This is a genomic window from Cysteiniphilum litorale (genome assembly GCF_003428165.1).
Lineage (GTDB): Bacteria > Pseudomonadota > Gammaproteobacteria > Francisellales > Francisellaceae > Caedibacter > Caedibacter litoralis.
In genome coordinates this window covers 12926-35221 of the sequence record NZ_QLIQ01000025.1, presented here as the reverse complement: position 1 = coordinate 35221, position 22296 = coordinate 12926, and the positions used below count along the sequence as shown (strand labels likewise).

The 22296-nt window shown below is 38.9% G+C and carries 23 protein-coding genes and 2 tRNA genes; 12 read left to right on the top strand and 13 right to left on the bottom strand.

Going from position 1 to position 22296, the window contains the following annotated elements; genetic code table 11:
- Nucleotides 1-6: 6 nt before the first annotated feature.
- Nucleotides 7-978 (bottom strand): octaprenyl diphosphate synthase, encoded by a 972-nt coding sequence (gene ispB, locus DNJ75_RS10095; protein ID WP_117003348.1) that lies wholly within the window; start codon nt 976-978, stop codon nt 7-9.
- A gap of 65 nt (nt 979-1043) precedes the next feature.
- The gene (locus tag DNJ75_RS10090) at nt 1044-2390 is read right to left on the bottom strand and encodes an SLC5/6 family protein (protein ID WP_117003332.1); all 1347 of its coding nucleotides are present in this window, start codon (nt 2388-2390) and stop codon (nt 1044-1046) included.
- Nucleotides 2391-2509: 119 nt separating this feature from the next.
- On the opposite strand from DNJ75_RS10090, the gene DNJ75_RS10085 reads away from it, so the two are divergent.
- The 10 genes from DNJ75_RS10085 (at nt 2510) to udk (ending at nt 11464) form a co-directional block, all read left to right on the top strand.
- Nucleotides 2510-3556 carry an FUSC family protein gene (locus DNJ75_RS10085; RefSeq protein WP_117003331.1) on the top strand — a complete coding sequence of 349 codons (1047 nt, stop codon included), beginning with the start codon at nt 2510-2512 and terminating at the stop codon, nt 3554-3556.
- Between the two features lie 347 nt (nt 3557-3903).
- The gene (locus DNJ75_RS10075) at nt 3904-5367 is read left to right on the top strand and encodes a peptide MFS transporter (protein WP_117003329.1); all 1464 of its coding nucleotides are present in this window, start codon (nt 3904-3906) and stop codon (nt 5365-5367) included.
- Nucleotides 5368-5507: 140 nt separating this feature from the next.
- Nucleotides 5508-6560: a glutamine-hydrolyzing carbamoyl-phosphate synthase small subunit gene (gene carA / locus DNJ75_RS10070; RefSeq protein ID WP_117003328.1), complete on the top strand. Its 1053-nt coding sequence runs from the start codon at nt 5508-5510 to the stop codon at nt 6558-6560.
- A gap of 11 nt (nt 6561-6571) precedes the next feature.
- Nucleotides 6572-7024 carry a dUTP diphosphatase gene (dut, locus tag DNJ75_RS10065; protein WP_117003347.1) on the top strand — a complete coding sequence of 151 codons (453 nt, stop codon included), beginning with the start codon at nt 6572-6574 and terminating at the stop codon, nt 7022-7024.
- A gap of 69 nt (nt 7025-7093) precedes the next feature.
- The gene (pgsA, locus tag DNJ75_RS10060; RefSeq protein ID WP_117003327.1) at nt 7094-7666 is read left to right on the top strand and encodes a CDP-diacylglycerol--glycerol-3-phosphate 3-phosphatidyltransferase; all 573 of its coding nucleotides are present in this window, start codon (nt 7094-7096) and stop codon (nt 7664-7666) included.
- Between the two features lie 156 nt (nt 7667-7822).
- Complete coding sequence (gene infA / locus DNJ75_RS10055; RefSeq protein WP_117003346.1) at nt 7823-8041, top strand: translation initiation factor IF-1; 219 nt, start codon at nt 7823-7825, stop codon at nt 8039-8041.
- A gap of 30 nt (nt 8042-8071) precedes the next feature.
- On the top strand, nt 8072-8224 hold the full coding sequence (locus DNJ75_RS15380) for a hypothetical protein (protein WP_157968296.1): 153 nt from the start codon (nt 8072-8074) through the stop codon (nt 8222-8224).
- A 285-nt stretch (nt 8225-8509) separates the two neighbouring features.
- Complete coding sequence (locus DNJ75_RS10050; protein WP_224742274.1) at nt 8510-9328, top strand: sulfite exporter TauE/SafE family protein; 819 nt, start codon at nt 8510-8512, stop codon at nt 9326-9328.
- Between the two features lie 17 nt (nt 9329-9345).
- Nucleotides 9346-10728, top strand: a complete 1383-nt coding sequence (locus DNJ75_RS10045; RefSeq protein WP_117003326.1) for an aldehyde dehydrogenase family protein — start codon at nt 9346-9348, stop codon at nt 10726-10728.
- A gap of 82 nt (nt 10729-10810) precedes the next feature.
- On the top strand, nt 10811-11464 hold the full coding sequence (gene udk / locus DNJ75_RS10040) for a uridine kinase (RefSeq protein ID WP_117003325.1): 654 nt from the start codon (nt 10811-10813) through the stop codon (nt 11462-11464).
- Here udk and DNJ75_RS10035 read toward each other — a convergent pair.
- Complete coding sequence (locus DNJ75_RS10035; protein WP_117003324.1) at nt 11455-12117, bottom strand: ComF family protein; 663 nt, start codon at nt 12115-12117, stop codon at nt 11455-11457. The genes udk and DNJ75_RS10035 overlap by 10 nt on opposite strands.
- Before the next feature lie 344 nt (nt 12118-12461).
- Nucleotides 12462-13130: a trimeric intracellular cation channel family protein gene (locus DNJ75_RS10030; RefSeq protein ID WP_117003323.1), complete on the bottom strand. Its 669-nt coding sequence runs from the start codon at nt 13128-13130 to the stop codon at nt 12462-12464.
- Between the two features lie 157 nt (nt 13131-13287).
- Between DNJ75_RS10030 and metG the strand changes: the two genes are divergently transcribed.
- The gene (gene metG / locus DNJ75_RS10025) at nt 13288-15321 is read left to right on the top strand and encodes a methionine--tRNA ligase (protein ID WP_117003322.1); all 2034 of its coding nucleotides are present in this window, start codon (nt 13288-13290) and stop codon (nt 15319-15321) included.
- A gap of 4 nt (nt 15322-15325) precedes the next feature.
- Here the strand turns inward: metG and DNJ75_RS10020 are convergent, their stop codons facing one another.
- The 4 genes from DNJ75_RS10020 to yjgA form a co-directional block, all read right to left on the bottom strand.
- On the bottom strand, nt 15326-15628 hold the full coding sequence (locus DNJ75_RS10020; RefSeq protein WP_157968295.1) for a HigA family addiction module antitoxin: 303 nt from the start codon (nt 15626-15628) through the stop codon (nt 15326-15328).
- Between the two features lie 16 nt (nt 15629-15644).
- Entirely contained in the window at nt 15645-15926 is a 282-nt protein-coding gene (locus DNJ75_RS10015; RefSeq protein WP_117003320.1) for a type II toxin-antitoxin system RelE/ParE family toxin, read from the bottom strand.
- A gap of 74 nt (nt 15927-16000) precedes the next feature.
- Complete coding sequence (locus DNJ75_RS10010; RefSeq protein ID WP_117003319.1) at nt 16001-16489, bottom strand: retropepsin-like aspartic protease family protein; 489 nt, start codon at nt 16487-16489, stop codon at nt 16001-16003.
- Nucleotides 16490-16492: 3 nt separating this feature from the next.
- A complete protein-coding gene (gene yjgA, locus DNJ75_RS10005) occupies nt 16493-17014 on the bottom strand; it encodes a ribosome biogenesis factor YjgA (RefSeq protein WP_117003318.1) in 522 nt (173 codons plus the stop codon).
- Between the two features lie 91 nt (nt 17015-17105).
- On the opposite strand from yjgA, the gene glyA reads away from it, so the two are divergent.
- Nucleotides 17106-18383 carry a serine hydroxymethyltransferase gene (gene glyA / locus DNJ75_RS10000; protein WP_117003317.1) on the top strand — a complete coding sequence of 426 codons (1278 nt, stop codon included), beginning with the start codon at nt 17106-17108 and terminating at the stop codon, nt 18381-18383.
- Between the two features lie 155 nt (nt 18384-18538).
- Here glyA and DNJ75_RS09995 read toward each other — a convergent pair whose 3' ends face one another.
- The 5 genes from DNJ75_RS09995 to DNJ75_RS09975 all read right to left on the bottom strand — a co-directional run bounded on the left by DNJ75_RS09995 (nt 18539) and on the right by DNJ75_RS09975 (nt 22286).
- Nucleotides 18539-19735 carry a polyamine ABC transporter substrate-binding protein gene (locus DNJ75_RS09995; protein WP_117003316.1) on the bottom strand — a complete coding sequence of 399 codons (1197 nt, stop codon included), beginning with the start codon at nt 19733-19735 and terminating at the stop codon, nt 18539-18541.
- Between the two features lie 152 nt (nt 19736-19887).
- Nucleotides 19888-19962, bottom strand: a tRNA-Gly gene (locus DNJ75_RS09990).
- Nucleotides 19963-19969: 7 nt separating this feature from the next.
- Nucleotides 19970-20046 (bottom strand) — tRNA-Arg (locus DNJ75_RS09985).
- A 147-nt stretch (nt 20047-20193) separates the two neighbouring features.
- Nucleotides 20194-21474 (bottom strand): aspartate aminotransferase family protein, encoded by a 1281-nt coding sequence (locus DNJ75_RS09980; protein ID WP_117003315.1) that lies wholly within the window; start codon nt 21472-21474, stop codon nt 20194-20196.
- Between the two features lie 8 nt (nt 21475-21482).
- Nucleotides 21483-22286: a DUF1338 domain-containing protein gene (locus tag DNJ75_RS09975; RefSeq protein WP_117003314.1), complete on the bottom strand. Its 804-nt coding sequence runs from the start codon at nt 22284-22286 to the stop codon at nt 21483-21485.
- Nucleotides 22287-22296: the final 10 nt, after the last annotated feature.

Genomic DNA, 22296 nt, shown 5'->3' with positions numbered 1-22296 from the left:
GAGCTGTTAGTGTGTACGTTCAACGGCAATATGCGCTAGTGCAATCAGTGCATTTTTGTATTTAGATTCAGTGAGTATATCTAGCGAATCAATCGCCGATTGAGCGGCTTGTTGCGCTTTGCTAACAGCATACTCAATCGCACCGCTATGCTTAATAATATCAATAATCTTTGCCATCTTAGGGTGGTGACCTTGCTCAATCGCTTGACGAATAAGTTGTTGATCTTCAGTTTGTGCATTTTTGAGTGCATAAATCACAGGTAGTGTTGTTTTGCCCTCGGCTAAATCATCGCCAATGTTTTTGCCAAGTGTCTCACTATCGGCAATATAATCAAGCACGTCATCTGCAATCTGAAACGCATTACCAAGATGCACACCATATTGATGTAATGCTTTTTGCTCACTGTCACTGGCATCTGCCAGAATACTGGCAACATCACAAGCCGCTTCAAATAGTTTTGCGGTTTTGCAATAAATAACTTGCACATATTGCGCTTCAGTAATATCTGGATTGTTGCAGTTTAATAGTTGCAATACTTCACCTTCAGCGATTTTGTTGGTGGCATCTGCCAAGATCTGCATAATCTGCATTTGATTTAACTCCACCATCATCTGAAAGGCACGCGAGTAAAGAAAATCACCCGTTAGGACTGAAGCGGCATTGCCAAAGACATTGTTGGCAGTCTCTTTGCCACGACGCAACTCAGACTCATCAACCACATCATCATGCAATAATGTGGCTGTGTGAATAAACTCAATAATAGCCGCGGCTTTAGTATGATTTTGCCCTTTATAATCAAGGGCGCGAGCGACAAGCATCAGTAATAATGGGCGCAAACGTTTACCACCACTGTGGATAATGTATTGGCTAATTTGATTAATTAAAACGACATCGGAGCTTAGTTGGTCAATGATGACTTGATTGTTTTGTTGGATGTCATCTGCCGATAACTGTTGAATTTGCTTAAGTGTTAACATTTTTGTGATTTGATCTTCAAGTAAGTCGTTGAGGATAATTGTCATTGCTTTTAAGGTCAAGCAGATTACTGGAACTTGCGATGTAAAAAACTACCAAGAATGACGGTAAAAATAAGCGATAAAATAAAAATGCCAATGATGGAGAGCCAATGCATAGTGACAAAAATGCTTAATATTTTATGGGCAAAAACTGTCAGAATGGCACTTGGTGCAATCAGGCGCAAGCTTAAATTATACAGTGCAGAGAGTTTGATTTTTGTGGCTTTATGTAATTGGTAACTTAACTTCTGCGCATCGCAAATCCAGCCGAAAATGAGAATCTCAATATAAGCAATAAAAAGAATAAGGCTAATAATAAGCTCGGATTGAATGACTTCGTGTACTTTGTCTGCTAATACGTGTTGATAGATGATGGATGCAGCCAAAAGCAAGATAAAAAACGGCAGATAAACATACCACTTATGCTTTGTGGTGGATGTGTTTAAGCCCTTAAAGGTTTGGCAAAGCAGTAAAGCCGTGGTGAGTAAACAAAAGAAAAACATACCAAAGGCTAATAAGTTGAGTGTATAAGCGTATTGAAAACCTAATACATCAGAAGCGGATCGACTGCTGTTGGTATATAGGCTTTGCATGAGCATAATGATGATGACTGTTATAATGCTGCCAATAACAAACGACCAGCTAAAGCGTCGAATAGAGCATTGTGCATTGAAATACATGCCAAGTACGGAGTTAACACCTAAACCAATGAGCCCTGAGAAGAGTGAAAGGCTTAATGCTGATTCCCAGACATCGATTGATGCCAGTAAATGAAAATTAGGTGTGAAAAAAGCACTCGTTGTAAGGCTAGTGTTAAAAGTCAGCGCATTCATGATAAATAAGCCAATTAAACAGGCAAGACCAAGAGTGGCAAATGCTGAGCTTAGTTTTAAAAAACGCTCGCGTGTCTGTGAGAAGCCAATAATGATCACGATAATGGCGCTAAAAGTAATACCAATCAGTAAGGTGTAATTGTCAATAAGATGCAGTGTTTTTTCTGCCGAATGCGTTGTATACCAAAAACTGGTATAGACAAGACTTGAGCTTGTCACCGATATGCGTGCGATTACCATGATCAGTAAAATCGCTGCAAGCACCATCGATAAGAGCCCAATGAAGCGTAAACGCTGTGAACGCGCAGCAAAATACAGGCTCCCTGTTAGCGGCTTTTTACTTAAAAATCCAGAGATGGTTTCAGAGACGAAAAGCGGCATGCTGATTAATATCAGCATCACTGCATACGCAAAAACAAAGGCAATGTTATTGAATGCTTGTGGATAGCTGCTAATCTGCCAATAGATAAACACGCCAATACTGGCAGCGACGATGCTTAAAGCGTACAGCGCTGAACGTATCGTTGTAGTTGGGTTCATGTTAATTCCTATCACTAAAAAATAAGCTTATGATAACAATACCATTTTGCTTGTCATCTAAAACCGTGCAATATTTAGCGCTATACTGTTTACATTACACTTAAGGGAGATTTATTACGATGACGAATTTACTTTATAGTAAGCGCTACTCATTGATCAATGCATTAAAGGCAGTTGTTGCTAGTGCTATTGCCTATTTGGTGGGGCATTTATTGGGTGAGTGGCTTAATGTTGGACAGATGTATGCGTGGATTGTGATTACTGTTTTGGTGGTCATGTCAAGTCAGCCGAATTTAGGGGGGGCATTAGAAAAAGCCAAAATGAGATTTTTAGGAACTCTTATTGGCTCAATATGCTCAATCATTGTGGTTTTGATTTTCCCTGAGATGTCGATGGTTCAGCTCATTTTAGGGCTTGGCATTATTGCTATCGGTGTTTTTACAGCAACAAATTCCAGTAAATATACCTATGCTGGTGTTTTGGGGGCTGTGACGGTTGCTATCATTTTGTTTAGTAGTGATGTAAGTTTAGCAACCGCCTGTTACCGTACACTTGAAGTGCTGATTGGTATTACTATTGCGATCATTGTTAATCGGTATTTTTTTCCTATACACGCTTACAAACGCATAAATCAATCTTTTTGTGATACCGTTAACTGTATTGCTTCGTTAAACAATCGGCTCTTTGCCGGTGGTGACTATGACGATGTCTTGGTTGAAATATTTAGTCATTTTTCAAAGCAAATCGCATTACAAAAAGAGATAATGCATGAAAAACCAAATATTGATCTTAAATTGTTAAAAGTGACAACGCGCCATTTGCGACAGTTATATCGTTATACCAGTGTCATTTATGATTATATTGAAACCTATCCAGAAAAACGGGAGAAATTTCAGCAAAACCCTGCGTTTAAGGCGTTATATGATGAGATCAATCATACTTTTAAAATTATGAGCATCAGCTTTAAAAAGAATGTTTTTGACCAAGGGGAGCATCAAAAAATCATTACTAAGCTAGAGGAACTCCTTAAGACCTTTAGTCAGTCAATGAGTATTCAAAGTGAGTTGCGGCATGCCAGTGTTGTGATGTTCTCGTTTAAAAAGCTTATTGATACAATGCGGATGATTGAAGAGAATCACAATCTGATTAGTGAAAAACGCTATTAATCAGTAGTGCATAAACAAAACAGCTGACACAGAAAAAAACAAAACCGCAAATAACGGCATTAAAGTATTGATCCCTTTTGGTAAGCGATTGACCTTTTTTTATATTTAGGCGAAATAAAGCGCGTGCAGCAAGCCAAGTAATAATTATCGAGGCTAATAATGAAATTAAAAAGCTAACGAGCATATAAGCCTCCATGTTTTGTCATTAATCAAGACTTGGCAGTATATCTAGAATTCTTATTATGTAAAATCAAAACATATGATGGCGCTAAAACTTCATGATTTTAATAGTTTTTTGTTAAATCTTTGATATTCTATTTTCTCTACATGGTTATCAGGGAATTTATATGACTCAAATTGAGACTCAACCCAAATCACTTTATTACGCTATTGCGCTTAATGTCTGGGAGTACTTTAGTTACTACGGTATGCGTGCACTGTTGGTGCTTTACTTAACACAAAAGCTTTTATTTACTGATAACCATGCCTATGCGTTATATGGTGCTTATACAGCGCTTGTGTATGTTACACCTATTATCGGTGGTGCGATTGCAGATCGCTACTTAGGATATTACTGGGCAACCTTTTTGGGGGCTGCTACCATGGTGGCAGGGCACTTGGTGCTAGGTTTAGATGGTGGCGGTTTGTACTTTGGTCTGGCTCTGATTATCTGTGGTTATGGCCTATTTAAAACTAATGTATCTTGTCTTTTAGGTGCGACATACTCGAGAGAGCATACTAAACGCGATAGTGGTTTTGCTTTGATGTATGTTGGCGGCAACATTGGCTCGTTTATTTCACCGATCTTATGCGCATGGGCAGCGCAAACATGGGGTTGGCATTATGGTTTCTTATTAGCAGCAATTGGCATGGCAATTGGTTTGGTGATCTTTATGACAGGGCGCAAACATTTTGTTGCTGGCAATGATCCGCAGTGGAGAGCATTAAAAGAAAAAGGCCTGCTGAGTATCAAAGTATTACCAATTACCGTTTTATTAATCGCACTTGCCGCAGTGTTTTTTAGCTTTGCCTTGTATTATTTATTTGCCGGTTGGATTTTGCTTGCTTGTGTCATCGTTAGCCTTTATTTTTTATTTTTCTTGTTTATTAAACTTGATGGTAAAGATAAAAGATCATTGTTGGCAATTTGCTTTTTTATGATTTTTGGTTTGATTTTCTGGGCATTTGATCAGCAAGGCGGTAGCTCGATTAGCTTGTTTATTGAGCGTAATGTTATTCGTGATTTTAATGGATTTACCATTCCCGCTGCGGCTTTTCAATCGATTAATCCATTTGCGATCTTGATTGGTGGTGTGATCATGTCATACGTTTGGTATTGGCTGATCAAAGCAGGTGTTAGATTAAGTGCGTTATTTAAAATTACGTTTGGCTTATTATTTCTAACCTTTGGCTTTTTTATGATTATGATGGGGGCGAAAATTGCAGCGACCACAGACGGGCATGCTTCAATGATGTGGGTCGTTGTTGGTATGGCAGTTATTGGCTTTGCTGAGTTGTTTGTCGATCCCGTTGCTTTATCTGAGATCACACGTTTAAACCCAGGCGGTTCGGTTGGTTTTCTGGCAGGTCTTTATATGTTGATCACAGGATCAATTGCCAATTATGCCGCAGCAGAAATTGCTACCTTGACAAGTGTTGAAACGGTCAAAACTGCGGGTGACTTTTTGGTTAAAAGTGCCAGTAACTACTATAATGTCTTTGGTGCGATTACTAAGGTTTCAGCAATTGCTTGTATAGTATTGATCATTATCTCTTTGGTAATGTATTTCGTCAGAAAGCAAAAAATCTAAAGTAGTTGAAAAATCTAAAAACTGTTGCACTTTATGTGCAAGCTACTAATTCAAAAGAACGAGAAATTCAATGGAATAAATACTGTAAAATGCTTTGTGATATGTATAGAATAGATCAACTTCAATCAAGGTGATTTTTCATGATTCCAGCAAAGCTTGTTTTACAGACCGGGGAAGTATTTGAGGGCAAAGTACCAACATGGGTTAAAGGCATTAATTACGGAGAGATTGTATTCAATACAGGCATGGTAGGGTATACAGAAGTATTAACTGATCCTTCATATAAAGGGCAGATTGTCTGCTTTACCTATCCGATGATTGGTAACTATGGTGTTGAAAACCAAGCGCATTGGGAGTCCGATCAGATTCATGCCGCGGGTATTATTGTCTCAGAATTGGCACCCTTTTATGCGCGTGTCCAAGGCGAGTCATCATTGCAAGCATGGTGTGAAAAATATAATACACCGATTATTGCTGATATTGACACACGTGCCTTAACTAAAGTTTTGCGCCATCATGGTGTTGTTTCAGGTGCTATTGTCGTAGGTCAAGAGCTGCCAAAAAAGTATCCCAATATTAGTGATCTTGATTTAGTTGCGGAAGTAACGATTGATAAGCCTGTTGTGCATGGCGCAGGTGATAAAACAGTCATCGTTGTTGACTGTGGTATGAAGGCAAATATTTGGCGTTACCTATGTGAGTATTCTAATTTAACGTTGAAGCGTGTGCCTTATGATTATGATTACACCAAAGAGTCTTATGATGGTGTATTTATTTCAAATGGTCCAGGGGATCCAGCGCGTTGTCAAACGACTGCTAAAGTGTTAAAAGAAGCAATGGATAAAGCGCCACAAAAACCAATTTTTGGCATTTGTTTAGGTTCACAAATTATGGGCATTGCGATTGGTGCTAAAACCTATAAGCTTAAGTTTGGGCATCGCGCGCAGAATCATCCTTGTTTATTAGAAGGAAGTAACCGTAGTTATCTAACTTCGCAAAACCACGGCTTTGCAGTAGATGAATCAACGATGCCTGAGAATTGGGAAGTCTGGTTTAGAAACCTTAATGACAATACCATTCAAGGGATCAAGCATAAGGAGCTGCCATACTCATCGGTGCAGTTCCACCCTGAGGCAGGACCAGGTCCCGTTGATACGGCATGGCTTTTTGATCGATTTGTCGAGCAGCTATAGGTGGTGATATGATGCAAACAACGATTGAATTAAAGTTATTACGACCTGAAATTTTCGCCGCGCTTCCTGAATATGGTACAACAGGCTCTGCAGCGATTGATCTAAGAGCTGCAATTGAAGAAGATATTCAGTTAAGTCCAGGACAGTGTGAGTTGGTGCCAACGGGAATTGCAATTCATATTGCAAATCAAGGACTTGCTGGCATGATTTTGCCGCGATCTGGTTTGGGGCATAAAAAGGGACTGATCTTAGGTAATAGTGTTGGCTTGATTGATTCGGATTATCAAGGCGAACTAATGGTTTCTTGTTGGAACCGATCAAATGATGTCATTACCATTGAGCCATTAATGCGTTTTGCGCAATTGGTAATTGTCCCCGTGGTTCAAGCAAACTTTGTCTCGGTTGAAGAATTTGGTGGTCAAACCACGCGCGGTGTGGGCGGTTTTGGTCATACTGGGGTATAAACAAACTTGTCGCAAGCTAAGTGCTTTGCTACACTGACAACGTCAGCTAAGAAAAGGGTTGTAACGAAGATGATCTGGACAGTGCCAAATATATTAACCATGCTACGGATATTGCTAATTCCTTTTTTAGTCGTGGCATTTTATGTTCCTTTTCCGCATCATCATGGCGTTAGTGCCACTTTGTTTTTATTAGCAGCGCTAACCGATTGGTTAGATGGATTTCTCGCACGTTACTTTCAGCAGACGACAAAACTGGGTGCTTTCTTAGATCCGGTTGCAGATAAGTTAATGGTTGCAACAGCACTTGGGTTGTTAATTGCACTTTATCCGTATCCATGGGTGGCGTTACCTGCGATTATTATTATTTGTCGCGAGATTATTGTGTCAGCATTACGTGAATGGATGGCAGAAATTGGTCAACGCTCAGTGGTTAAGGTTTCTTTTGTTGGTAAGGTGAAAACAGCAGCACAAATGGCAGCAATTTTTATTTTATTATTAAAGCCAAAAGACTTAGGTAATATCTGGGTTATTTTGGGATTTGTATTGTTATATATTGCCGTTATCCTAACGGTTTACTCAATGTGGTTATACTTATCTGCCGCCTATAAGGCGATTAAAGCCAGTGGTGCTATTAAAGACTAGCACTCAATTGTATGGGGCTTAAATCTCGAAAAATTCCAATAGATCAACACTAGGTGTTGAATATTTCTTGAAAATAGTGCATGATTCACACGCTTATTTTATTGGGTGCTTATAAAAGCGCTAAAAGTTGAAGATATAGAGAGATTTAAACAAGCAATGGCAAAAGAAGATTGTATTGAATTAGAAGGTACGGTAGTTGAGACATTACCAAATACCATGTTTCGCGTTGAGCTTGAGAATGGGCATATTGTTACGGCACATATTTCAGGAAAAATGCGTAAAAACTATATTCGTATTTTGACAGGGGATAAGGTCACTGTTGAAATGACACCTTATGATTTAACTAAAGGTCGTATTAAGTTCCGTAATAAATAGCTGTTGCAGTAGACTGATATCCAACCATAAATGCTTTTTGAAGATAGCAAAATCATTTTAACTCCACGAGTTGAGGAATTAAGCTTGGAACAAATGCTTGCTGAAAGTCCAAAAGCAAGTTTTAAACTTTTAGATGAAGACAAAGAATGGATGCACGACAAACCTAAAGGGAAAGAGTTTTGAAAAAATACATTTCACGCAATGCAGAGAAGATAGAAGTATGTCCAAAAGCATACCTTGAGCAAGTCTTAAAAATATCAAAAGTGATTTTGTCATAAATATAGCGCTGCTTAATTTAAATATATGAGTGAAGGTAGTGCACAAGGTCACGCCTAGGATATTTTCAAATTTGATAAAGTCTGTAGAGTTTGCGAGTTAGCTGGAGTTTTTTGGGAATTTAGCAAGCTCTTCCTTGTATACAAGCGTATGGCTCAGTAACATTGCTTTTTAAACAAAGCATCGCTATCGGTGTTTAATAATGTTAAGAGAGTGTATAAATTGAGTTTGACTTTATTGATTGTACTTATCTGTTTGGTGGCGCTTCTGGCTGGATTTGTTTCTGGTGTGTTTGGTGGAGGTGCTGGTCTTATTAATGTTCCTGGCTTTTATTTATTGATGCAATATACCTATCCGACAAATGACCATTTAATGCAGGTTGCGATTGCTTCAGGTGTGAGCTCTAGCGTATTACTAGGTTTTTTTGCCACCTTTAAACAGCATAAATACAAGCAGATTTGCTATCAGACCTTGCGTTGGGCAATGGTAAGTGTGTTGTTGGGTGGTGTTTTAGGTGTGTTTCTCATGACCAGGATCAGTAGTAATGATCTGAAGATTATCTTTGCATTGATTGTTATTGTTATGGCGATTTGGATGTGGCGCAAGCTTAAAGTTGTCTTAAAAATTTGGCAAGCACCATTAGCATTAAAAGCATTGAGCGCATTTTTGGCAGGTATGTGTACGATGCTTTCAGGTGTATCGGTTTTCTTTGTGCCATTTTTAACAAAATGCGGCTTAGATATCCGCAAAGCAATTGGTACATCAACAGTGGTGACCATGGTCTTATGTTTGGTGATGTCTGGCTTTTTTGTGCTATTTGGTTGGCATGCTGATAATTTGCCACCGTATAGTATTGGCTATTTGAATTTAGTATTCTTCTGCGTTGCCCTGATACCAAGTGTGATTGGTGTTAATGTTGGTGTTAAAGTAACGGCACTTATTTCGCATAAGTATTTACAGATTATCTATATTATTATGATGCTCATTGTTGCCATCACCATGCTTGTTTAGAAAAAAAGGAGGACAGTGTGAAAAAGGAATATCAAACGGTTAATCCAAGTAATGCAAAGCTACTTGAGACTTATCCGATGTTAACGTTGCCTGAAATAGATCAAACGATTAAAAAAGTCAAAAATGCGCAATTATTATGGCGTGATTATGCGATAGATCAGCGTATTGAATGTGTGCAAAAAATCAAAGCACTATTGCTGCAAAAGACTGATCAATATGCGCGCTTAATTACAAATGAAATGGGTAAAACATTGAAAGAAAGTATTGCTGAAATTAAGAAGTGTGCTTTTTTATGTGATTATTATGCAGAATATGCAAAGGCAATGTTAAGTCCACAAAAGATTAACTATCAACGGTTAAACGCTGAGCGTGTTTTCGCACCATTGGGTGTGATCTACATGATTATGCCGTGGAACTTTCCATTCTGGCAGGTCTTTCGCGCAGCGATTCCTAGTATCTTAATTGGCAATGGTATCGTATTAAAGCATGCCGAGAATGTCATTGGCTCAGCGTGCGCAATTGAAGCGTTGTTGACAGAAGCAATAGCATTACCATTGTTAAAAAATTTTGTTATTGATCTTGCGCATTCTGAGCATATTATTAAACATTGTGATATTGCTGCGGTAACACTTACCGGTAGTAATCGCGCAGGGAGTGTTGTTGCCAAACAAGCCGGAGAAGTTTGTAAAAAAACTGTATTGGAGCTTGGTGGATCTGATGCTTATATTATTCGCAAAGATATTAATGTTGAGCAAGTTGCTAAAGATATAGTTAATGTCAGAATGCTTAACAGTGGGCAGGTGTGTATTTCACCAAAGCGATTGATTGTTGATAAATCTATTAAAGTAGCATTTGAACAAGCGGTACTTAATGCCGTTAACGAGATTGTTGTTGGAGATCCGTTGGTAGAGAGTACAACCATGGGGCCTATGGCTAGAGCTGATTTGCGTGATAATTTACATCGTCAGATTGAAGAAAGTATTGCCCAAGGTGCGAAATTATTAACCGGTGGACATTTCTTGGAAACAGATAATGCAAAGGGTTTCTATTATGCGCCAACAGTATTAACGGATGTCACACCATCGATGCAGGCATTTCAAGAGGAGTTATTTGGTCCGGTCATTGCAATTAGCTATGCAGGCAATGATGAAGAGGCGATTGAGCTTGCAAATAACTCGAAGTATGGCTTAGGTAGTGCGATTTTTACCAAAGATATTAAATATGCCAAAGAAGTAGCAGAAAAGCGTATTGAAGCGGGCATGTGTTTTATTAATCAGTGTGTTGCCTCGCATCCGGCGTTACCGTTTGGTGGCGTTAAGCAATCAGGTTATGGTCGAGAGTGTTCACAAGAAGCATTACGTGAACTTGCTAACATTAAAACGGTATTAATCGGATCATAAGCTCACTAACAATCAGAAAATTTTGCTGCTTTTTTTAGAAAAGTCGCTAGAATGTCACAAACTCATCAAATCATGTACTCGGATGCAAAGTAATAAAAGTATTGTCATCATTGGTGTTGTCGGCGGTTCCGGTTCTGGAAAAAGTTTATTATCTAATACGATTGTTGAAGAGCTTGAGGATTTAGAATCCGCAAGAGTGACGGTATTATCTGAGGATCATTACTATCGTGATAATAGCCACTTATCAAAAACACAGTTAGACAAGTTAAATTATGACCATCCAGATGCCTTTGAGCACACTTTATTAAAAGAGCATTTAGAGTCACTCATTGCCGGTCAAAATATTGAAGTGCCATTGTATGATTATGCAACACATAGTCGGGTGAAAGGTCAGACTCTGCCGATTAGCGCGCAGACGAGCATTTTGATTCTAGAAGGGATCATGCTGTTTACTGATGAGAATATACGAAAGCTTATGGATATTAAAATTTTTATGGATACGCCGATGGATGTATCCTTTATCCGTCGTTTGGTGCGCGATCAAAAGGAACGTGGTAGAACAGTCGATAGCGTGGTGACACAATATTTAGAAACAGTGCGCCCGATGTTTTTACAGTTTATTGAGCCTTCTAAGCGTTATGCTGATATTATCGTGCCGCATGGTGGCAAGAATAAAATTGCGATTGATGTGATTCGTTCAAAAGTCCGTGAATTATTAAGACATAATCACGCATGACAAAGTGTTAATACACTTATTTTCTCAATATGATTTTCTGAAAAGTCTTGAATGCATGCGATAAGCGCCTTGAGGGTTGCCCCTGTCGTATAGACATCATCAATAATTAAAAGGTGCTTTGCTGTGATCGCACGCTTTTGCTTAAAGACATTATGCATTTGACGTTGCCGTTGTTCATAGCTTGATTTGGCTTGAGGTTTGGTATATTTGTGGCGCTTTATCGAATGTAGATCAACTATGCGATAAGTTGAGGCTAAATGTCTCGCTAAAATTTCTGCTTGATTAAACCCGCGCACAAGAAAACGCAAGCGATGACTTGGTAAAGGTAAGATATAATCAATATTGGCAAGTGAATGTAAACGTTTAAAGCTTGTTGCAAGATATAGCCCTAGTGCATTACCCGCAATATGATTGTTTTGATATTTAAATAAAAAGAGCAATCTGCGTGTTAAACCTTCAAAATGATTCAATGCATAGAAAATAATAGGTTGTCCATTAATTATCAATTGTTGGCGCTTATTGGTGTGTGATTCTTTGGTGAGTGCTTCTTGGCAGTCATTACAAAGCCCCTTGCCTGTTATCTGCTGGCAAATAATGCACTGGCTAAAAAAGGCGATAGTTTTGAGCTTGTGTGCATAATCACGCAAATACATTTATTCCTCCAGTCAGGTTGATGAGCTTTGATATAACCTACTCCCCAGTTAAGCAGATTTTTGGAAATATGCATTTTTGCTGATCGTGTATCAAAAATGAAACAGCCGAATACTTTGATGAAACATCTATTTTGCAAAGATAAGTGTAAAATTCAATCAATTTAGCAGGTGGTAATAAATATTTAATCGCTAAGAAATAATGACATAACCAGTCAAGGAGAATAACAATGAGCATATCAAACACGACAAATACTTCAAAATGGGCGAAATTTGCAGAAGGTTATAAAAAATTCTGTGACCACCAGACTAATATGGCACGTAAACGCATGGGTGTCTAGGTTGAACTAAGAAAAGTATTTAACTTTAGGCAAGTGCCAATTTTTGTAAATGGCGCATAATCTTAGGCTAAAACCAATAGCAATAATAATCAGCGCACTGATGAGATTATCCATTTTAAAATACAACGTTAATGCGTGGAGTATGCCAACCAATGCTGCAACAAGGGCGTAGAGCTCCGCTTGGAAAACAAGGGGGACATCGTTGCATAATACATCGCGCAGTACGCCGCCAGATACTCCGGTGATAATCGCCATTAATACGGCAATGATAAAGCTGCCAAAAATCATAAAATGGTCATTGTTTACCGCGTGCTGTGCAACACTATAGCCAATGTCACTGCCCAAATAAGCAAAAGTAACAAGCCCCAATGCATCAACAATTAAGAAAAATTTATGGCGCTTAACAATGTGGCGCGCGATAAAGATAGCCAAGATAGAAGCGATAAAAGTCACCAGAATATACTCAGGATACATCACCCAAGTCAAAGGGTAGTAACCTAGAAGTACATCACGCACGGTGCCACCACCTAATGCGGTAATGGTTGCAATGGTGACAATCCCAAAAATATCCATGTTTTTCTTGCCGGCTGAAACCGTGCCGGACATGCTTTCAGCGGTGATACCGATCACATAAAGGATTTGAAAGACGATTACTTTATCAACAAGGAAGTACATTATTTGCTAAAGAGTTGTTTATGCCTAAATTGGTTTGCCATAATAAACCTAGATAATAAATAGGCAAAGCTTTTTTTAAATGCAAGAGAACAGCTCTATAAAACATTACGCAAGTGGTATATAATCACCAGCACTTTCAGCATTCTATACAATTAATATGAGAAATATTCTAGTTACTAATGCATTGCCATATGCCAATGGTCATTTGCATTTGGGGCATATGCTTGGCTATATTCAATCAGATATTTGGGTGAGATTCCAAAAAATGCGTGGTAATCAGTGCCACTTTGTTTGCGGTAGTGACACACATGGCACACCGATCATGCTTAAAGCAAAAAAAGAAGGGATTAAACCTGAAAAATTAGTTGAACAAATGTCGCAAGCACATCGCGATGATTTTATCGATTTTGAGGTTGAATTTGATAACTATCATTCCACCCATCATCCATTGAATCAGGAGATTGTTGAAGATATTTATTTAAAGCTTAAAGCAAATGACCTGATTAGTACGCGTGAAATTGCGCAAGCTTATGATCCAAAGGCTGAGATGTTTTTGCCGGATCGTTTTGTCAAGGGGACGTGTCCTAAGTGTAAAGCAGAGGATCAATATGGTGATAGCTGTGAAGTCTGTGGCGCAACCTATTCGCCAACGGATTTGATTAATCCCAAGTCTGTGGTTAGTGGTGAAACACCGATTCAAAAAAACAGTGAGCATTTCTTCTTTAAGATCAGTCAGTTAAGTGAAGATATTCAAAAGTGGATGAAGCACAACAAGGCATTGCAACCTGAAGTGCAGAATAAACTCAAAGAATGGTTTGAGTCAGGCTTGCAAGATTGGGATATATCACGTGATGCACCATATTTTGGGTTCCCAATTCCGGGCACGAATAATAAGAAGTTTTTCTATGTATGGCTTGATGCGCCAATGGGATATATTGCAAGCTTTAAAGACTTATGTAATCGCGCAGGCATTGACTTTGATGCCTATTGGCGTCAAGACAGCAAGGCTGAGCTTTATCACTTTATTGGAAAGGATATTATTTATTTCCATGCGCTTTTTTGGCCGGCAATCTTAAATGCCGTAGATTATCGAACGCCTACAGGTGTTTTTGCCAATGGATTTTTAACGGTTAATGGCAAAAAAATGTCAAAATCGCGTGGTACGTTTATCGCAGCCAGAACCTATTTGAATCACTTAAAAGCAGATTATTTGCGCTATTATTTTGCCAGTAAATTAACGCCTAGAATTGATGATATTGATTTGAATTTAGAAGACTTTGTGCAAAAGGTGAACTCAGATGTGGTCGGTAAAGTCGTCAATATTGCCAGTCGTTGCGCGGGCTTTATCAATAAGCGCTTTGATGGCATGTTATCTGAGCATATTCATGATCAGGAGCTGATTGAGCGCTTTCATGCGGTACATGAAGAAATCACGATGTTTTTTGAAAAACGTGATTTTTCACAAGCATTACGTGTGATTATGCAGCTTGCTGATCAGGCGAATCAATATGTTGATGCCTATAAACCATGGCAGTTGATAAAAGAGGAAGCTCAACTGCAAACCGTGCATGAAGTTTGCAGTTTGGCGATTAATCTCTTTAAAATCATTATTGGTTATTTGAAGCCAGTAATGCCAGAGTTAGTGTTGAAAGCCGAGCACTTTTTAAATATCAATCAATTGCAATGGGCGGAGATTCCAAACGTGTTATTGGGGCATAAGATTAATCTCTTTAAACCATTAATCGCACGCGTTGAGCCAGAAAAGATTGAATTAATTATTGAGGAGACAAAAAAAATGCAGTCAGAAGCAGAACAAGTAACAGAGGTTGCGCCTGAGACTGAAGTGAAAAACAGTTTAAATATCGCAAATGAGATTAAAATCGATGATTTCTTCAAAGTGGATTTGCGTGTTGCGCAAATTATTGAAGCGGAGCATGTTGAAGGTTCTGATAAACTATTGCGTTTGAAGCTTGATTTAGGGCAAGAACAAAGACAAGTATTCTCAGGCATAAAAGCAGCCTATAATCCAGAGAATTTAGTAGGTAAATACACGGTAATGGTGGCAAACTTAGCACCACGCAAAATGCGTTTTGGACTATCAGAAGGAATGGTATTATGCGCCGGTGATGGTGATTCACTATATCTACTAGAGCCCGATCAAGGGGCAATTCCCGGGATGCGTATTAGCTAAGTTTCTAAATATGTTGATTAAATGCTGGTTGGTAAGGTGCGAGTTCCAAACTTTCCAGTTTTTTAGTTGCTTTTTGACTATCATATGATGCCTGTATTTTTAACATTAGTGCTGAGCTGATGTTAAAGACTTTCTCAATGCGTGCAGCTAGATCCGGTGTAAGGCTTGCTTTGCCATTAACCACTCGGGATAATGCAACGCGAGTAATGCCTAGCATGTCTGCTACTTTTGAGATATTGAGGTCTTTGTCTTCATCAATCACAAGACTTTTAAATACAAGGCCAGGGTGTTGTGTATGTTTGCTCATTTTCATGCTCCACGTTTTAGTGATAGTCTCTGTAGTCAACGATATAAACATCGCCATCTATTAACTCAAATGTTAAGCGCCAATTGCCATTAACATCTAAGGCCCATGGTCTTGTTTTGCCATGGAGTTGGTGAGGTCTTAATCGATAAAACAAAGTTATAATTTCTTGCTCATTACTGATATGATCCAACGCAGTTAACAGGCTAAGCAGTTTATCTGAATGTTTGGGTTGAATACCTTTTGTAGTACCTTTTTCCCAAAGTTGTTTTAAGCCTTTGTGCTTGAATGATTTTATCATAATCGGCAAGTTTTATTTGTATATTGAAAGTATACGAAATAAACAAGGAATGTAAATGGTTGCTATACGATTTGTTAAATTTTCTGCTTTAAAATCAGCGTGTTGTTCTTTTGGATCATCTCAAGTTGTTTTAATGCGCTCATGCCCAAAAGAATAAAATCATCATCTGTTTGAGGGTTGATGCTAGCGCGAACATTGCTCAATGTGATATTGCCAATACGCAATTGATCAATCATTGTCTGATAAACGGTGATATTGCCATTAGCAGTACTGGCGCTATAGCCCAAGCCTTTTTTAAGTCCAATTTGCTTGGCAATATGCTCTGGAATGGAGACGGAACTCGCACCTGTGTCGACCAAAAATTTGACTCTGATGCCATTAATAAAGCCAAAGCTGACATAGTGATGATTGTAAGCATTTAATACAACTGTTTTTTCAAGCGCGTTTTGTTGTGATGTTGGTGTTAGATTTACTTTTTCTTCATGTTGTAAATAAGAATGCGCAAGATAGGTGATAAGAATAAAAATGACAATCCAAAAAGCATAGATAAAGCGCTTTTGCATTGTTTAACCTAGGGTTTCTTTTAGTAGTTGAAAAATCTGGCGATAGGATTTCCCGGGGTTTTGTTGAGATACTTCTTTGTGGTGATTACGAATCAGTTGACGTAATTGCTGAGTGTCAGTATGTGGGTGATCACTCATTAGTTTATCAAGTGCTGCCTTCATTGTATGATCATTCACAAGTGCATCGCGCAATTGCTCTAAACGATGAATCTTAGCAATTTCAGCCTGGTTTTTTTGTGTGTAACCATCGTAAGTGGCATAAGCTTCATGAAGATCAGCATTGCGCATCAGTTTGCCAATGTATTGCAACTGACGTTTCAAGGCGATGCGTTGCATGGATTTTGCTTTGATGATTTCATCAATGATTTTTTCATCTAGCGGCATTTTTTTAATGCGTTCTTCACTTAGTTCAGTTAATTTCTTACCGAAGTCGGTGATATCATGCGCTTCTTTTTTAATTTTTGTGCGACTTTTTTCTTCAGTAAAATCATCACTGTTATGATCTTGGTAATATTCTTCAGTCATTGCCGTTTTTCAATAGGATTTTGTGATAATGATGTGTAGAATGATACACCAAATTCCTAAGTTATATAACCTTATCTTGGAGGATACATCGATGTTTGATCGCCACGTTACCGTTGCCCAATTTGATCCGGAATTATTTCAAGCCATTGAAAATGAAAATAAGCGTCAACAAGAGCATATTGAGTTGATTGCTTCAGAAAATTACGCAAGTCCCGCTGTGATGGAAGCGCAAGGCTCACAGCTTACCAATAAATATGCCGAAGGCTATGCTGGTAAGCGTTATTATGGCGGTTGTGAATATGTCGATGTTGCTGAGGAGTTGGCCGTTAATCGCTTAAAAGAGCTATTTGCTGCGGATTATGCTAATGTGCAGCCGCATTCTGGTTCACAAGCCAATGCTGCCGTTTATTTTGCGCTTCTGCAACCAGGGGATACCGTGCTTGGCATGTCTTTAGCACATGGTGGACATTTAACGCATGGCGCTAAGGTCAGTTTCTCAGGGAAATTATTCAATGCCATTCAATATGGTTTAGATCCACAAACCGGTGATATTGATTATGCAGAGGTGGCGCGTTTAGCGAAAGAGCATAAACCAAAGATGATTATCGCCGGATTCTCTGCATTTTCAGGTATTGTTGACTGGGTGCGCTTTAGAGAAATCGCCGATGAAGTGGGCGCTTATTTGATGGTTGATATGGCGCATGTTGCAGGTTTAATTGCTGCAGGTGTTTATCCAAATCCTGTTCCTTTTGCTGATGTGGTAACAAGTACAACACACAAGACATTGCGTGGACCACGTGGCGGGATTATTTTAGCTAAATCAAATCCAGAGCTTGAGAAAAAATTCCAATCAATTGTTTTCCCAGGCACGCAAGGTGGACCATTGATGCATGTTATCGCTGCCAAAGCAGTTGCCTTTAAAGAAGCATTGCAACCTGAGTTTAAGTTTTATCAGCAACAAGTGGTTAAGAATGCTAAAAAAATGGCGGAAGTATTAATGTCGCGTGGTGTGGATGTTGTATCAAAGGGGACTGAGAATCATTTGATTTTAATTGATTTAATCAGCAAAGATATCACCGGTAAAGATGTTGAAGCAGCTTTGGGGCGCTCGAATATCACTGTTAATAAGAACTCAGTGCCGAATGATCCGCGTTCTCCTTTTGTCACCAGTGGGTTACGCATTGGCACACCTGCTATTACTACGCGTGGTTTCAAAGAAGATGAATGTGCGCAAATCGCACATTGGATGTGTGACATTATCGATGATCTTGGTAATGAAGCAAAAGAGCAGGAAATCAAACAAAAAGTCATCGCACTTTGTGCTAAATTCCCTGTTTATTCAGAAGATAAAGCAATTGAATTTGCGTAGCTAAGTACCAATACAAATATTATCAGGTATTTTTTGGATTTTCGGACAAGAACGTCATGCTCGGACTTGATCCGGGCATCCGAAAATGATCGCGAGTTGTTATATTCGGGCTTTACCCGAATATCCATTATTACCAAAAACTATTGTTTAGGTACTTATTTCTGCTTAGGATGATAATACTTCGGAGTAAAGTTAATCCCATATTTTACATACATCCACATTTTGGAAACAAAGGCTTGTAGCTCTGGTGGATGCATACTTAATACATACATTTTCTTAATCATGGCTTCTGTTGGATTGACGTTGGGGTCTTTGAATAAATCATTCAAATATTGACTGTTATCAACAACACCATTGGGTTGATAAATATAATTGCTATTCATTGCCGCAACATAAGGATCCATATTAAAGTTCAAAAAAGCATAGGCAGCATCAAGATTTTTGGCACCCTTAGGAATCATCAGCATATCAAACCAAATATTCGTTCCTTCTGCGGGTAAGACATATTTTAAGATCTGATCGGGGTTGATCTCTTTAGCGCGCTCAACTGAACGGACAACGTCACCTGAGTAGCCCATAACGACACATAAATTACCGGCAGTGAAGTCATTTTGATATTTATTGCTGTCAAAATATTTGATATAAGGGCGTACATTTTTTATTAAATACAGCGCTGCTTTTTCATAAGCTGCCTTATCGGTAGTATTAGGATCAATGCCAGCATAGTAAAAATAATTACCAAATACCTGCTCGGGCTCATCAAGCAGTGAAACACCACACTTGGATAGCGTTTTAAGATAGGTGGGATCAAATAAGTATTTCCAGCTGTTTGGTACAACAGGATGACCAAAGACTTTGGCGACTTCTTTGACGTTATAGGCAATGCCTGTTGTGCCATAGGTATAGACAACAGCATAATTATTACCTGGATCATTAATCTCAGAAATCTTATCATAAATGGCTTTATTGCGATGTGCCCAGTTGGGTAGTTTGCTTTTATCAAGCTGAATGAGCGCATGTGATTTGATCTCACTTGGTAGGTAAAGTGCACCTTGTTCAATAACATCAAACCCAGAGGCACCAGTCATGACCTTGGCGCGTGTCATATTGTCATCGGTGGTATAGCTTAAACGCACACGGGTATTAGAAAGCTTGCTAAAGCAGGGGATAAGATCCGGTGACATATAATCTGCCCAGTTTGTAAAATTAAGCGTTTGTTTGGTTTTAAATGGGGTGATGGGTGAGCTTAATAATTTTTCATTACATTGAAAATCAGCAGCAGATAGTAAGCCAGAACAGCCAATAAATAGTGCAACAATATATGAAGTCTTTTTAAGTTTCGTCAATAACATAACAAAGCCCGTAAAGTTATAAAATTAAAATATTAGGCTATTGTAGCGATAAGTGATAGCACTTGATAGAACTTATTGTTTGTTATGCTGTTGAGTGAAAATATTTAGCAACTAAGTGATTTCAGTGATGCTAATTAGGAAATTAATCTGATTGGAGCGGGAAACGAGGTTCGAACTCGCGACCCCAACCTTGGCAAGGTTGTGCTCTACCACTGAGCTATTCCCGCTTGAATATGGCGCACCCGGAAGGATTCGAACCTCCGACCGCCTGGTTCGTAGCCAGGTACTCTATCCAGCTGAGCTACGGGTGCGTATTGAGTTTTCAACTGTTTCGTGAAAACGAGGTGCATGATAGTGCTTTGCGGCACCCCTGTCAATGTCAAAGTAAAGATAAATTAAAAATATTTGGCTTTTTTTGCTTTGAAATTAACAGCTGTTTTATTGTTGATCATTGCTGTTTAAACTTGCGTCACTAAACGCAGTTCATTCAGCACTTTGCTCATAATACTAAGTGCCTCTGTTAGTTCATGCTCACTAATATTTAAAGGACATAATAGACGCAAAACATTTTTATGACTTCCCGAGCTTAATAAAATCAATCCATGATGTAATGACTGATAAATAAAGCGCTTTAGCATCGTTGGGTTGGGTTGATTGTTATGATCAATAAACTCAACACCGATCATCGCACCAAGTCCTCTGATATCACCAATAAAGTCACAAGTTTTCTTATGCTCATTAAAAAAGTCACGTAATACTTGACCAAGATGCATAGCTTGATCAGCAAGATTTTCTTCTTTAAATATTTCAAGAGAAGCAAGTGCTGCGGCACAAGCAATAGGATTGCCTGAATTAGTACCTCCCAAGGATGCCGTGGGCATGTCTTTAAGCAGGGATTTTTTAATGGTTAGTGCACTTAATGGTAAGCCTGAAGCAAGCGATTTCCCCATTACCAAAATATCGGGTGCACAATGATAATGTTCCATCGCAAAAAGCTTACCCGTGCGACAAAAGCCACTTTGGATCTCGTCAGCAATCATCACGATGCCATGCTCATCGCAAAGGTGGCGCAAATATTGCATAGCTTCAATACTTGCCGGAATAAAACCACCTTCGCCAAGCTCAGGTTCGATAATGATTGCAGCGATATCCTCTAATGCAATCTGATTCGCGATTAAATCATTAATTAATGATTTAAAGTGATTAAGATCGCAATGCATGTCAGGGTAGGGCAGGCGATAGATGTTATTAAAAAGCTCACCAAAACCCTGTTTATAAGGCTTGACTTTAGCAGTTAAAGACATGCTCATAAAGGTTCGACCATGGAAAGCGCCATCAAAGCAAAGCACGGCTTGGCGTTTTGTGGAGAAGCGTGCAACTTTAATCGCATTTTCAACCGCTTCAGCGCCACTATTGCAAAGCATTGTCTGCTTTGCAAAGTCACCGGGCGTTAAGGTATTTAAGGCTTGTGCAAGCTTTAAATAAGGCGCATGAATCATCACATGAAAGCATGGCTGGATAAATTCATGTGTCTGCTTGGTGATTGCTTCAACCACTTTAGGGTGATTGTGCCCAACGTTCATAGCGCCAATACCTGCGGCAAAGTCGATATAGGTTTTACCATTAACATCAGTTAAGGTCGCGCCTTGTGCCTTTTTAACGCATAGCTTGGTATTATTACCAAGTGCTTGAGGAACCTCGCTTTCACGCAGTTGCCATAATGATTCGTTATTCATCATAACCTCGATTATGCATTAACATTGGTGCTTTCAAAGATCTTATCCGCAGAAGCTGCCACGAATCCTTGATAAAGTTTACCTGTGTGATCTGGGTAGCGTTTAGCAAATTCATAATAGCAGCATGGAATTTCCTTCGTGCCTTCAGTAAACTCCACTTTAATCATGCCTGATTTAGTACTTGATTGCTCAAGCAAATCGCGTGGTGTGCCTTTGACTTCACCGCCTGAGCTATTTAAATCAAAGCCGTGTTTTTTAAGGAAAGTATTGACTTCATGGACTTCATCAAATTGATCTAATGCATTGATGAAAACGGTAAAGTGATTCGCTCTAAAGCCAAAGACATAGAACCATGCTGCATATTCGGATTCAGCTAATAGCTTTTGGTAAACTTCATGACTTGGTTTGCCCCAAGAGTTGCCAGATAGTAATAGCTTTTGAGGATGATCAAGCAAGTCTTGTGGGATTTTGTTAATGCATTCATTAATGGTTTTTTGTGCGAAAGGACTTAACTCTTCAAGTAACAACTGGCTGATAAATACCTTGGGCTGTGATGTGTCGCTATATTCATAATGCTTAGCGTAAAGTTTCTTAGCTTCAAAATGATAATCACCATTTTCAAAATAACCTTCATCAATAAAAGGTTTAGCTAATACGTCAAGATTAATGCGCGGGTCATTAATCGTGCGTAGTGCGATGTGGTCATTAATCACTTGTGCATTATGATCACAAAAAAGATCATAAATTTTTTGCACATGTGGGTTTGTGTCAACGTACTGTTGCCATAAGTCTTCTAAAATGATGATATGTGACATGATTATTCTC

Coding starts and splice junctions, on each gene's coding strand:
- metG (WP_117003322.1), top strand. CDS start 13,288: ATGAGAAATATTCTAGTTACTAATGCATTGCCATATGCCAATGGTCAT.
- infA (WP_117003346.1), top strand. CDS start 7,823: ATGGCAAAAGAAGATTGTATTGAATTAGAAGGTACGGTAGTTGAGACA.
- DNJ75_RS09975 (WP_117003314.1), bottom strand. CDS start 22,286: ATGTCACATATCATCATTTTAGAAGACTTATGGCAACAGTACGTTGAC.
- DNJ75_RS09995 (WP_117003316.1), bottom strand. CDS start 19,735: ATGTTATTGACGAAACTTAAAAAGACTTCATATATTGTTGCACTATTT.
- DNJ75_RS10030 (WP_117003323.1), bottom strand. CDS start 13,130: ATGTACTTCCTTGTTGATAAAGTAATCGTCTTTCAAATCCTTTATGTG.
- pgsA (WP_117003327.1), top strand. CDS start 7,094: ATGATCTGGACAGTGCCAAATATATTAACCATGCTACGGATATTGCTA.
- DNJ75_RS10075 (WP_117003329.1), top strand. CDS start 3,904: ATGACTCAAATTGAGACTCAACCCAAATCACTTTATTACGCTATTGCG.
- DNJ75_RS10090 (WP_117003332.1), bottom strand. CDS start 2,390: ATGAACCCAACTACAACGATACGTTCAGCGCTGTACGCTTTAAGCATC.
- DNJ75_RS09980 (WP_117003315.1), bottom strand. CDS start 21,474: ATGATGAATAACGAATCATTATGGCAACTGCGTGAAAGCGAGGTTCCT.
- DNJ75_RS10035 (WP_117003324.1), bottom strand. CDS start 12,117: ATGTATTTGCGTGATTATGCACACAAGCTCAAAACTATCGCCTTTTTT.
- DNJ75_RS10085 (WP_117003331.1), top strand. CDS start 2,510: ATGACGAATTTACTTTATAGTAAGCGCTACTCATTGATCAATGCATTA.
- glyA (WP_117003317.1), top strand. CDS start 17,106: ATGTTTGATCGCCACGTTACCGTTGCCCAATTTGATCCGGAATTATTT.
- DNJ75_RS10010 (WP_117003319.1), bottom strand. CDS start 16,489: ATGCAAAAGCGCTTTATCTATGCTTTTTGGATTGTCATTTTTATTCTT.
- carA (WP_117003328.1), top strand. CDS start 5,508: ATGATTCCAGCAAAGCTTGTTTTACAGACCGGGGAAGTATTTGAGGGC.
- yjgA (WP_117003318.1), bottom strand. CDS start 17,014: ATGACTGAAGAATATTACCAAGATCATAACAGTGATGATTTTACTGAA.
- ispB (WP_117003348.1), bottom strand. CDS start 978: ATGTTAACACTTAAGCAAATTCAACAGTTATCGGCAGATGACATCCAA.
- DNJ75_RS15380 (WP_157968296.1), top strand. CDS start 8,072: ATGCTTTTTGAAGATAGCAAAATCATTTTAACTCCACGAGTTGAGGAA.
- DNJ75_RS10020 (WP_157968295.1), bottom strand. CDS start 15,628: ATGAGCAAACATACACAACACCCTGGCCTTGTATTTAAAAGTCTTGTG.
- dut (WP_117003347.1), top strand. CDS start 6,572: ATGCAAACAACGATTGAATTAAAGTTATTACGACCTGAAATTTTCGCC.
- DNJ75_RS10015 (WP_117003320.1), bottom strand. CDS start 15,926: ATGATAAAATCATTCAAGCACAAAGGCTTAAAACAACTTTGGGAAAAA.
- udk (WP_117003325.1), top strand. CDS start 10,811: ATGCAAAGTAATAAAAGTATTGTCATCATTGGTGTTGTCGGCGGTTCC.